The 11,945-nt window shown below is 45.0% G+C and carries 8 protein-coding genes and 1 riboswitch; of the genes, 2 read left to right on the top strand and 6 right to left on the bottom strand.

The window, feature by feature from the left end; all coding sequences use genetic code 11:
• Nucleotides 1-399: 399 nt before the first annotated feature.
• From JMY01_RS04215 to JMY01_RS04240, 6 genes are all read right to left on the bottom strand, one after another.
• Nucleotides 400-795: a YbeD family protein gene (locus JMY01_RS04215; protein WP_201574358.1), complete on the bottom strand. Its 396-nt coding sequence runs from the start codon at nt 793-795 to the stop codon at nt 400-402.
• Nucleotides 796-1,047: 252 nt separating this feature from the next.
• On the bottom strand, nt 1,048-1,746 hold the full coding sequence (locus JMY01_RS04220; protein WP_201574359.1) for a class I SAM-dependent methyltransferase: 699 nt from the start codon (nt 1,744-1,746) through the stop codon (nt 1,048-1,050).
• A gap of 56 nt (nt 1,747-1,802) precedes the next feature.
• The gene (gene tenA, locus JMY01_RS04225) at nt 1,803-2,450 is read right to left on the bottom strand and encodes a thiaminase II (RefSeq protein WP_201574360.1); all 648 of its coding nucleotides are present in this window, start codon (nt 2,448-2,450) and stop codon (nt 1,803-1,805) included.
• Between the two features lie 138 nt (nt 2,451-2,588).
• Nucleotides 2,589-2,731, bottom strand: a riboswitch (TPP riboswitch).
• A gap of 207 nt (nt 2,732-2,938) precedes the next feature.
• Nucleotides 2,939-4,816 (bottom strand): RNA polymerase sigma factor RpoD, encoded by a 1,878-nt coding sequence (rpoD, locus tag JMY01_RS04230; protein ID WP_201574361.1) that lies wholly within the window; start codon nt 4,814-4,816, stop codon nt 2,939-2,941.
• A gap of 643 nt (nt 4,817-5,459) precedes the next feature.
• Nucleotides 5,460-7,613 carry a DNA primase gene (locus JMY01_RS04235; protein WP_201574362.1) on the bottom strand — a complete coding sequence of 718 codons (2,154 nt, stop codon included), beginning with the start codon at nt 7,611-7,613 and terminating at the stop codon, nt 5,460-5,462.
• A 170-nt stretch (nt 7,614-7,783) separates the two neighbouring features.
• Complete coding sequence (locus JMY01_RS04240; protein WP_201574363.1) at nt 7,784-9,001, bottom strand: outer membrane protein assembly factor BamD; 1,218 nt, start codon at nt 8,999-9,001, stop codon at nt 7,784-7,786.
• Between the two features lie 626 nt (nt 9,002-9,627).
• Between JMY01_RS04240 and JMY01_RS04245 the strand changes: the two genes are divergently transcribed.
• Together JMY01_RS04245 and JMY01_RS04250 are read left to right on the top strand one after the other, a co-directional pair.
• The gene (locus JMY01_RS04245) at nt 9,628-10,746 is read left to right on the top strand and encodes an RluA family pseudouridine synthase (RefSeq protein WP_374220358.1); all 1,119 of its coding nucleotides are present in this window, start codon (nt 9,628-9,630) and stop codon (nt 10,744-10,746) included.
• A 169-nt stretch (nt 10,747-10,915) separates the two neighbouring features.
• Nucleotides 10,916-11,932, top strand: coding sequence for a polyphenol oxidase family protein (locus JMY01_RS04250; protein WP_201574364.1), 1,017 nt, complete (start codon nt 10,916-10,918; stop codon nt 11,930-11,932).
• Nucleotides 11,933-11,945: the final 13 nt, after the last annotated feature.

Consider the following 11,945-nt stretch of genomic DNA (forward strand, 5'->3'; position numbering starts at 1 on the left):
CGTAGTGATGGTTAATATCACTGAGCACTATATATAGCGTGTTTTTTGTTAAGTAGACACAATATAGCGGGAAATTTTTGAAAAAGCTATATTGATTTTATAGTGGATATATGTTGTTGTAGGGATTAAGGGTGTTTGGATTTGAGCAAAGGACGATGGTATAAGGGTTAGGCGAGAATGGCAAAAATAATAAAATATTTTGTAAAAAATGGGTTGCAATTCTCGTTTTGTCATCTGGTAAATGACTGACCCTTAACCGTCAATATAATGCTGACTACAGCGCGGCTGATTGTACCTGAGACCGAAAAAAATCGCCACCCATATGGATGACGATTGAGGATATTGTCAGCGATTGACCTTCCAATATTTTGCGCTTAAAGATAAATTGGACTCGCTATATTAAACCACCATACGTACCGTCTTGGCACTCTCAAGTGCGGCATACAGCTCGTTCACTTGCTCAACAGCAGTTAAGTGTAGGTTGACACGGACTGAATGAAAGCGGCCTGTTTTGGAAGGCTTGACTTGCATAGAGGCCAAATCAAACTTTGGAAACTGACTACCAAGAATCAGCTTCAATTCATTGAGCAGACTCTCATGCTCACCTTCGTGACCGATGATGCTCATCGGGTAGTCCATTGGGAACTCCCACAGCTCTGGATTCTGCACATCAGTTTTTTTACCCTTCAAGATACCGTCGTTGGCAACTAGCTCTGTGACTTTGACATCTCTTTTGGGCGCTTGATCTTGATTGCTGTGGTTTTGGTTGCTGGTGTCTCTTGGGTCATCACTCATGATGGCATCCTTATTTTTTATTGAAATATGGGCTTTAACATTACTACCAAAAAAGTCAAAGAGCTGAGATTTGCTCAGCTCTTTCATGGATCTAAAGCTTTGGATGAATAGCTTTGTTAATGCCTGTCGCTCTGTTCACTATATATAGTGGCAGCTGGGTGATTATTCAAGTGCTGGGATGACGATGGCGACGTGTTATTGTTTAATATAAAGCATGATAAGTATGAGCAATGATAACTACAAGTAAGCGACTTATCTTTTATACCCACAAACCGCCACATAGTCACCGCGATCATAGCCTTCGACGACTTCTTGGACTTTGTCATTGGCATACATCGGGTGCGTCAGTAAGGTCTGGGCATACTCAAAATCAACAAAGCCATTGGCTTGCATCAGGGCGATTTTTTCATCAGTGGTGCGCCAGTTTGCTGATTTCACCAGTTCAATAGGATAGGGGTCAGCAGGGGAGATGTGCGCAAGTAGCGGATGCTCCCAAGTATCGACGGCGCTGGCCAAATTATACAGACTGGCAAAGCCGCTTTCTTTTGGGACATCGATAAGGATGAGCTTGCCGCCAGTTTTTAGAGCGTCAAATGCCTTTTTTATACAGATATCCAGGTCACTGATATAGCTGACACTGCCGTTAAACATGATGATGTCAAAGGTATTAGGCGCAATCTCGCAGGTTTCGGCAGGGCTGATATCTACTTTTAATCCGCGCTTCTCAGCGACTGCTGCCATGTCTTTTGAAGGCTCGATACCATGGGTAATATGGATATCGTAATCCTTTGCTAGTAGCGACTCAAACAGGCCACTACCGCAGCCGATAGACAATATCTCACTATCTTTGTCCAAAAAATGCGCGACCAGTTTTAGCTCGCTAGTGAGTAAGTTTTGATTGTCAAAAAACCAGCTGTCGTACGCGCTTGCGTGTTCATCAAATGCTGCCATGGTGTTTCTCCTTAAGTAGTGGGTTAAGTTAGATATTTATTTATAAAAAATAGGGGCTATGACAGATCCAACGCTTGCTGCCAAAAGTTGACCTCCATACGCGCAGCGGTGTCAAATAGCTGTTGGAACTTGTCTGCCTGAGCAGGGCTGGCCTCTGCTAAGAGCGCATCAATCTGTGCTTCGTTCTGCGCGGTAATCGCTTGGAACTCATCACTAGAAAACACATCAATCCATGGCTGGTAAGGATTGCCCGCGATAAAGCCCTCGGCTTTGATGCGTTTGCCAATTTCTCCATAGCCCATCAAGCAAGGGGCAATAGCGGCGTACAGCTCAGCCAGTGAGCCTGACATTGCAGCGTCTAATATATAGCGGCTATAGGCGATGGTTGCGGCAGATTCAGCAGCGCCCTCTACCTGCGAAAGTGGTATGTCCCATTGGCGACAGAAGTCCAAATACATGCCAATCTCCATATCGAGCATGGCGTTGATACCTGCTTGACCCACACGCATCTGTGCCAACGTGTCGCTTTTGTACACGCTCAACGCCATCACGCGGGTATAGTGAATCAGATATAAGTAGTCTTGCACGAGGTAGTGGCGAAAGCTGTCAGAGGCGAGCGTGCCAGCGGCCAGCTGTTTGACAAAATCATGCTGAATGTAATCATCCCATGACGGGCAGTTGTGACGTAGTGTTTGGTAGTTCATGGTTTTCACTTACTGTTATAAAGTGCAAGTAAGCAAAGAGTAGGAGACGAGAAGTGAGCAGGCACAAAAAAGCCTTACCAGCTTGTGTGAATAAACCGGCAAGAGTTACTTAGCAATATATGCTTAAGAGAGGTGCTGCAAAATGTCACGCTTGTTTCCTACGTCAGTGCTAACTGCATCAGGTTCGCGGGTAACTCTCAGCCATGGTTTTGGATTTCAATAGACTAAATAATTACGGTCTATAAACGAAATCTAAGATCAAAGCACCCCGACAAGGTTTTTTAGAAATATATATAAAATGAGTTCGAGCTGCTATTATTCAAGCAGTCGAGCCATATGATAGACGAACTCAGTCATCATTAGCAAGTCATGTTCAAAGAACCATCAGCAATGGCTATCTGACAAGCATAATTCAGGCACAAAAAAAGCTGAGACATGCTCAGCTTTTTTGATTTGATTTTAAGAATGTTTATATACGTTTAGATAAATCAGTCATTCTCAAGGAAAGAGCGCAGGTGCTCAGAACGTGACGGATGACGTAACTTACGCAACGCTTTTGCCTCGATCTGACGGATACGTTCACGCGTCACATCGAACTGCTTGCCGACCTCTTCGAGCGTATGATCGGTTGGCATATCGATACCGAAACGCATTTTTAGCACACGCGCTTCACGCTCAGTTAAGTTGCCAAGTACATCACGAGTCGCTTCGCGCAGACCAGCTGCCGTCGCATCGTCCACAGGGCTTGAGATAGTACCGTCTTCGATGAAATCGCCTAGATGCGAGTCTTCATCATCACCGATTGGCGTCTCCATAGAGATAGGCTCTTTGGCAATCTTCAGTACTTTACGCACTTTGACTTCGTCCATCTCTAAGCGTTCGCCCAATTCCTCAGGCGTAGGCTCGCGTCCCATCTCTTGTAAGAGCTGACGTGAGACGCGGTTTATTTTGTTAATGGTCTCAATCATATGTACTGGAATACGAATGGTACGTGCTTGGTCAGCGATAGAGCGGGTAATTGCCTGACGAATCCACCATGTGGCATAGGTTGAGAATTTATAACCACGGCGATATTCAAACTTATCGACCGCTTTCATCAGACCAATGTTACCTTCTTGGATTAAGTCCAAGAACTGTAAACCACGGTTGGTATACTTTTTGGCGATAGAAATGACTAGGCGTAAGTTGGCCTCGACCATCTCTTTTTTGGCGCGGCGGGCTTTGGCTTCACCAACAGCCATACGGCGAGCGACGTCCTTCATATCACGAATGTCCATGTCGAGTCTTTGCTCGTAATCAAGGATTTTACGCTGTAGGAGGATGATGTCATCAATGACTTTTTCTAAATGTTCAGCGAAGGCAGGCTTGCCTTTTAGACGCTCGGTGAGCCAATCAACATTGGTTTCATTGCTTGGGAAGGTTTTACGAAATTCTGAACGCGGCATACGACCACGGCGAATCACCAAACGCATAATTTGACGCTCTTGTTTACGCACATCGTCATAGACATCGTGCATAATCGCCATTACTTGATCAGACATACGGTTGTTGAGCTTGAGCAGCATAAAGCGGCTGGCAAGTTGCTCATAAGCTTCATTTGCTTGCTCGCTACCGCGGCCATATTCAGCCAAAGCTTTTTTTGCTTTGATAAATAAATGCTCGATCTCTTCGAGGCGCATACGCACTTCTTCAGGATCAATACCGCCTGTTTCTTCTTCAGCTTCTTCTTCCTCTTCGACTTCTTCTTCTTCGTCTTCATCATCAACGTCTTTAGCCTTTGCATTGGCTTTTGGCTTGATGACAGGAACTTTCTCTTCTTTTTCAGCGGCTTTGTCCGTATCTTCTTCAAGATCTAAAAAGCCTGTGATGACATCGGCAAGCTTTTTTTCACCGTCTAATACACGCTGATATTCATCTAAAATAAACTGTACCGTACCTGGCCAATAAGCCATGGCATGCTGCACATCGCGGATACCTTCCTCGATACGCTTGGCAATGACAATCTCACCTTCACGGGTCAACAAATCAACGGTACCCATTTCACGCATATACATACGCACAGGGTCGGTGGTACGACCAGGCTCAGTCTCTACAGAGGCAAGTACCGCTGCGGCTTCATCCGCTGCCATGTCGTCGTCACTTGATTCGTCGTTCATCAAAATGTCATCAGCATCAGGCGCTGATTCAAAGATTTTGATACCGACGTCTGTCAACATCTGGACGATGTCTTCGATCTGATCACTTTCTGTGATGGATTCGGGCAGTTGGTCATTCACCTCAGCATAGGTAAGATACCCTTGCTCTTTACCCATTTGAATTAAGGTGGCCAGTTGCGAGGTGGACTTAGAAATGGACTTATCGTTCATAAATACTCACTTACTTGCGTCGGACATTTCCGTGATATGACGTGCCATCGCTTGCTCGGTGCGTGGATCCAATCAGTCGATTGATCACAAAAAGGCGTAGGGGATGTCAATGATAACGAAAATGAGTTGATATGAATAAAGGCTCAAAAAACTACAATAAAATTACGAAATAAAAATATTATTAAATAAATAAAATAGTTACTAAGCAAAAAATTATTAAATACACTAAATGCTTTTAAAAACAGATCATATAATCATCAATAAATTCTGGACGTACTAGGACGTGTCCTCAACCTGAACGATTGCATCTAAATGGACTAAAAATGGCTAAATTTTGCCAAACGGCGTAAAATAACTGGCTAGTATCCCGATATTATCTGCGTTATTTTCCTTGTTTGACTTCAATTTATCTCATTTTTATCATCATTTTCAAAATGAGGACACGCCCTAAGCTGCTGGAGAATAGCAACTAATATAAAACAGCGGCATAGTTTAACACAGACCTCAGCTATCGAGCACAGTGCAGCCATACTGTTATGGTTTATATGGCTAAATATTTCATTATTAGTATATGTATGCCATATCCATAAACAATGGGGGCAATAGGCGATGTTTTAAAGGGCTGCCACTTTATTAATACAAATTAAGATTGAACGGTCACCATTTGTGCTGATTGCTCGGCTTGCTGGGCGCGTAGCCAGTCATCTAAGCGCTGTGCTTGTTTTCTGACAATAGCCAGTTTGATATGGTCAGGGTTTTTAATCAACTCTTGCATCTTTTTTTGCATAAGTAGCTTCAGCAGTTGCATGACTAAGTTTTCAATCAGCTCATCAAGGCTTAAAATGTTTCTAGCTGTCAATGTTTTATAAAACCCACTCCAACTGCGGCTCAGGTTTTCTTGAGTGATAGGCTGCACATTGGACATAATGAAATGCGCAGCGGCGTTGACATCTGCTGGCAAGTACGCAAGACAGCGTTTGATAGTACTGACCACATCTAATAGTGCCGCATCCTGTAGATCTTCCCAAGCGAGTGGCCGAAAAGCATCCGTCGCTGCTCTTTGTTTGATATGAGCGGGCAAGTCTATGCGGTCAATACCAGCCCGTTGCCAGATATCCTCGATAGGGTCTTCTCGTAAGCTGCGCGGTTGAAACAAAAAGCACAGCTGCAATTGCTGACTGATGGTCATGTCACCATCAAAATCTAGCAGTGCGTCTTTGGCCTCGACATTTTGGCTGCGTCTGCCACCAAGCTTTTGGTAAATGTCGTTATTGAGCAGATAGCGAAAACTACTGCCTTTGGGTAATGACATGGTCAGGTTGCGTACTTGTGACATCAGCTTGGCTTTGCCTTCTGCCAAAGACAAATCATGACGCTCACTTAGATAGGCAAAAATATACTGTGATAGTGGCATGGCGTTGGTGATTTGCTCGCGCATGGCCTCGCTACCGTTAGCCTTGATAAAGGTGTCAGGATCATGGCCGTTGGGCAGAGTCAAAAACCGCAGTTCTTTATCATCACTCAGCACAGGCAGGGCAACTTCAAGCGTACGCCAAGCGGCTTTTTGTCCAGCGCTGTCGCCATCGAAGCTCAACGTTAATGTAGGGTTCAGCGTTAATAAGCGCGAGATCTGACTTTCATTAATCGCTGTACCCATCGATGCGACCGCCCCATAAATACCTGCTTGGTATAAGGCGATGACATCCATGTAGCCTTCTACGACCAACCAGCGGTCTGCGCGCTGTTGGCGAGATTCATAATAGCCGTACAGGACGTGCTGCTTATGAAAAACAGGTGAATCTGAGGAGTTAATGTACTTGGGTTTTACCTCATCATCGAGCGCCCGACCACCGAAGCCAATGGTGCGGCCCTGATTGTCACGAATCGGGAAGATGACACGATCACGCAGCAGGTCATAATCGCGTCCAGACTCTGATTGGCGCACCAGACCTAAAGCTTTGAGCCCTTCAATATCCTGCGGAAACTGATGCTCAAGATGCTGCCAACCATAGGGCGCATAGCCAAGACCAAACGCCTCAAAGATCTCTTCAGTAATGCCGCGCGCGACAAAGTAATGCTTGGCATGCGGATGTGTCGTCAAGTTATGCTGATAAAACTGCTGAATTTGTTCTAATAACTCATATAGATTGCCATCTTGCTCAGCGTTGCCATTATCGCCATGCAGTACCACACCGTCGTCTGTATCTGACGGCCATGCTGGCGGATAGCTACTATCACCTTCATCATAATATGGCTGAGCATAAGCGTCATTATCGTAAGGAGCAGCATCATAAAGAGCTTGAGGCGGTAAGTCATCATAACCACTGCTATGGATATCGCTATATGGGTTACCATAATCATTATTACCTTGATTATGATAGTCGGGTGGTATGTCTGCTGAGGACTCAGGTCTCGCTGTAATGGGCTGTACTTTTGTGCTTACTGCTGCGGGCTTGCTGACTGGTTTTTGTTTAGTACGCTGATAGCTAACGTTTCGTTGCTCATCCTTTGGTACTTCAATGCCAGTTTGCTTTGATAGCTCATTGACCGCTTCGATAAAAGTTAGGTTTTCATAATCGCGTAAAAAGCTAATGGCATTGCCGCCGACACTACAGCCAAAGCAGTGATAGATGTTTTTTTGTGGATTGACATAAAACGAGGGTGACTTTTCACCATGGAATGGACAGCAGCCTTTATATTCACTGCCTGCGCGTTTAAGCGTGGTATGACGACCAATGATACTGATGAGATCAGCTTGGCTGTTTAATTGTTCGAGAATATGATTAGGGATGCTCATAGGTACAGACAGTTAACCACGGAATAAGATGACAGTTATTTTATTGATTTTATATTTATAGCACAAAAGCAGTTGAGTGGTGTAAATACAGGCAAATAAGGCCAACTATCATTATATAGTTGGCCTTATTGTTTGTGCTTGTATTATTTTTGCTCGTTTATCCAAGCCGCTTAGTTTGTTTCATCCATATCTGTCATATCAGCATCTGGATCAGATGGTGTCAAACGAATACGATCGAGGCCACTTTCATTAGGTAGCACGGTGCGGCGAGTAGGGTTGATATTTGGTAGATCAACAGCGGCTTCTTTTGCTGCCGCGCTCGCACTTCCTTGACCAGAAACTTGCTCGGTTGAGCTTTCAGGTAGACCTAGACCGATATTGATACCACGGCGCTGGGTAGGAGCACCCGCAGCAGGTGCAGCCATATTGTCAGCTGGTAGTTGCAGCTGAGATGCGCCTCTCACCATCTGAGTTTTGGTCGCTCCAGTGTAATCCCCTGCGCTCATAGATTCATCTTTTAAGCTGGCACGTCCAAGCTGGCCAAAGGTTAGTTTGTTTAACCACGAGCGGTCAGCTTTGGTAGACAGTCTGACACGGCCATCACTGGTGAGCCAATTTGGATAGTTGATTTGCAGTAGCGTTTTATACTCTTTTGCTAAATCGGTCAGTCCTAGCTGTTGATGGCTATAGGCCAAGATAGCAATGGCTTCAGGGACTGCTTCACTAAGTGGATAGTACTGGAAAACCCATTTGGCACGGTTGACGGCAGCGACATGGGCTTGACGCTCAATGTACCAGTTAGCAGCAGTCAGCTCGCTTTGAGCAAACTGGTTATAGATAAAAGTCATACGCTGCGCCGCATCTGGCGCATAAGGGCTATTGGGGTATTTATTGATAAGCTCTTGAAAGTTGGCGAAGGCGATACGTAAGTAGGCCGTATCACGCTCAGCTTGATTGAGCTTAAATATCTTCAAGCCGTCAGACGAGCCTTCCATATTGGCGACGCCGCGTACGTAATAAGCATAGCTGACTTGTGGGTTGGAAGGATATAGACTGATGAATCGATCGGCACTTGCGGCAGCCGTTTCAAAGTTGCCACTGGCGTATTGCGCGTACATGATGTCAAGTAGCGCTTGTTCAGCGTATTGACCAGTAGGATAAAAGGTGCGCAAACTGTTCAAGTCTTCAATGGCTTGCGTATAGCGTCCTTTGTCAATCTGAGTGATGGCGTCACTATAGTAAGCTTGTTCGGATTTTTCAGCAGTTTCGACTGCGTTGTCATCCTTGCCAGTCAAGTTTTTGAAGGTTTGACAGCCCACCAAGTTGATACTTAGGGCAAGCAGGGTCACCGATGATAGTTTGATAAACGTGTTGCCAACAGGGCGCATACTTCTTCTCCGACACAAAACGTGCAATAACAATAACGCTATCACACTATATAACAAGGTTGATGGTAAAAGACGACTTATCACAGCAGCAGAAAATATCTCTGCCGTAACTGAGCGTGGCTGTGCCATAGCATACAGCAAAACCTTGCCTACTTTATAGAATAACGTCTGCTTCGTCTATTTTTTGCGCACTATTGTATAAAAGTACAATAGTTGCTATAAAACTCAGCGCAACAAATTTTCAATAGTTTAGCATGAGCAACTTTAATGGGCGATGATAAATCCCGCCATTGCTGATAAATATACAGTAAATTACGGCAATGTTATATTACAGAGAGTTTCAAGCGCCTCCGTTTTTTAGTTGCTATCACGTAAAAACCTCAGGCAATCATCAATAATCTCGCGCAGATATATGATAGGAATTGTAGGGCTTCAGCGCGTGGCATGATACACTATGGCGATATTTAACAGACTTTTCACTTATGAATAATGTCACCTACGAACCTTCTATGAAAAATAAAGCTATGAGCACAAACGTACCACCAAAACAGCAGTCAGATACTGAATTAACCGCGCAAGCGTTGCCTGCAGACGACGCTAATGATGCAAGTATCAATGAAAATATGATGACTGAAGATGAGTTAGCACTTGATGAGAGTGGTGAGGTTATAGACGATGAGCTGCTCGATGACGGTTTATTAGATGACGACGATGATGCCGAAGATTATGAAGAAGGCTATGAAAAAGATCATGACGCGCCTAGTGCTGGGCAAGCGGTAGAGCAAGTGATCGATGTGTCGCATACCGTCACTGAAACAGAATCTGGGCAGCGTATTGATAAGCTAGCTTCGATGGTTTTCACAGATTTTTCGCGTGCACAGCTGCAAACCTGGATAGGCGATGGTAGCTTATTAAATAATGGCAGCACTCAAAAGCCGAAAAACCGTGTCAAAACTGGTGATGTGTTGCAGCTTTCGACGACGTTACAGCAGCACAGCGAAGATCAGCCAGAAAACATCGCTATCGATGTCGTCTACGAAGATGACGATGTATTGGTCATCAACAAACCTGTGGGCATGGTCGTGCATCCTGGTGCTGGCAATCAGACAGGTACCTTGGTCAATGCGCTGCTATATCATTATCCGCAGCAGTATCATTTGCCGCGTGCAGGTCTGGTACATCGCATTGACAAAGATACTTCAGGGCTATTGCTGATTGGTAAAACCAAACCTGCGCAAATGGCCTTAATGGCGCAGCTCAAAGATAAATCCGTCTATCGTCATTATCAGTGCGTGGTCGCAGGTGATCAAGCCAGTCTCAAGCGCCATCAAAGGATCGATGCACCTATCGGCCGTCATCGCAACCAACGTACCAAAATGACGGTAATGACGGCTGGACGTGATGCAGTGACGCATTTACTTGAGATTACGCCATTAAATGAAAACTACTGCCGCTTGGATGTGGGGCTTGAGACGGGGCGTACCCATCAGATTCGGGTGCATCTGAGCCATATCGGTTACCCGCTAGTAGGTGATCGTGTCTATGGTGGCCGCCGTCAACTGCGGGCAGGTCTCACAGAAGAGCAGCGCCAAACGATTAGCAACTTCCCGCGTCAGGCACTACATGCCTATGCGTTAGGGTTTGTACATCCGACTACAGGCGAAGATATCGAAGTCACCACACCTATCCCCGAAGATATGGAAAAGCTGATGGCGGTATTAAGTGACGGCTATTATGCAGAATAGCGCGACTACGATAATAATACCAAACCCAAAAAGTTGAGATTAACGTTGTCAAACTTGCTAAGTCTACTAGCTGTAGTACTTGCGCAAGTTTTCCGCGTTACTCTAATTTTTGGCAACGGTATAAGCTATAATGATAAATTCTAATAATAAGCCCTGACAGCAAATAAATATGATGGATAGACTTCCAATAAACGTATTGGCGCAAATCGATGACGTGACTGTTTTTCAGACCGCAGCTTTGCTCGTGGATGCTGATGCGTCAAAGGCTGCTGAAGAAGAAATCCAAACCATGCTACACCCAGGGCAGACAAGCTATGGTGAGCTGAATCTTGGATTGCATGTTTATGACGATGCCAGTCAGGTACTTAACAATCGTATGCGTCTGCTCGCTGCTATTAATCAGCAACTAAGCAGACAATCAGATACTGAAAGTGGCTTGTCTAGCTGTCCATATAGTGGCCGATCTATAAACAGTCTGCACTGGGTCAATCAGGTTCATGGTAATCAAATCCATGGTTTAGATAACACAGTGCTTGGCATGCGACCGATGGATGCTGATGCAATGATTAGTCAGCAGCCTGGAGTTGGGCTTGCCATCATGACTGCGGACTGCGTGCCAATTGTCTTATACCAACCGATGACAGGACAAATCGCAGCGATTCATGCTGGCTGGCAAGGATTGGCTTGCGGTGTCATAAAAACCACCGCGGCGCGTTTTGATTTATCCGCTTCTATTATGGCGTGGATAGGGGTGTGTATCAGTCAAGACAACTATGAAGTGGGCGCCGCTGTCCGTGACCAACTACTGAATGGCTGCATAGAGAATAAATTGCTCTCAGCATCAGACATAGATCGCTTTGACCAACTTTTTTGTGTACCGTCTGACGCTGAACCAGCCTCCAATAATGGTGCTGCTACTGATATTGACACTTTACCTGAGACAGCTTATAACCTCTCAAATACTGCTAAAGTAGATACAAGTAAAATAAAGCTGGACTTACCAAAGCTTGCAGCCTATCAATTGGCTAATATTGGCGTTGAAGTAGCTACTGATGTGCCACAACACTGCAGCTACGGTGATGCGCATTATTACTCTTATAGACGTCAGACGCATCTAAAGCAATCAGCCACTGGGCGTATGGCACTTGTTATCGTACGCAGTCGTGCTAATGCGTCCATTATTTAAGTATCTAGCATTT

Origin of the sequence: Psychrobacter sp. H8-1 (genome assembly GCF_904846575.1) — a bacterium.
GTDB classification, from domain to species: Bacteria; Pseudomonadota; Gammaproteobacteria; order Pseudomonadales; family Moraxellaceae; genus Psychrobacter; species Psychrobacter fulvigenes.

Bases quoted from the DNA above. Each gene is read 5' to 3' on its own strand.
- JMY01_RS04215 (WP_201574358.1), bottom strand. From the start codon at position 795: ATGAGTGATGACCCAAGAGACACCAGCAACCAAAACCACAGCAATCAA.
- JMY01_RS04220 (WP_201574359.1), bottom strand. From the start codon at position 1,746: ATGGCAGCATTTGATGAACACGCAAGCGCGTACGACAGCTGGTTTTTT.
- tenA (WP_201574360.1), bottom strand. From the start codon at position 2,450: ATGAACTACCAAACACTACGTCACAACTGCCCGTCATGGGATGATTAC.
- rpoD (WP_201574361.1), bottom strand. From the start codon at position 4,816: ATGAACGATAAGTCCATTTCTAAGTCCACCTCGCAACTGGCCACCTTA.
- JMY01_RS04235 (WP_201574362.1), bottom strand. From the start codon at position 7,613: ATGAGCATCCCTAATCATATTCTCGAACAATTAAACAGCCAAGCTGAT.
- JMY01_RS04240 (WP_201574363.1), bottom strand. From the start codon at position 9,001: ATGCGCCCTGTTGGCAACACGTTTATCAAACTATCATCGGTGACCCTG.
- JMY01_RS04245 (WP_374220358.1), top strand. From the start codon at position 9,628: ATGACTGAAGATGAGTTAGCACTTGATGAGAGTGGTGAGGTTATAGAC.
- JMY01_RS04250 (WP_201574364.1), top strand. From the start codon at position 10,916: ATGATGGATAGACTTCCAATAAACGTATTGGCGCAAATCGATGACGTG.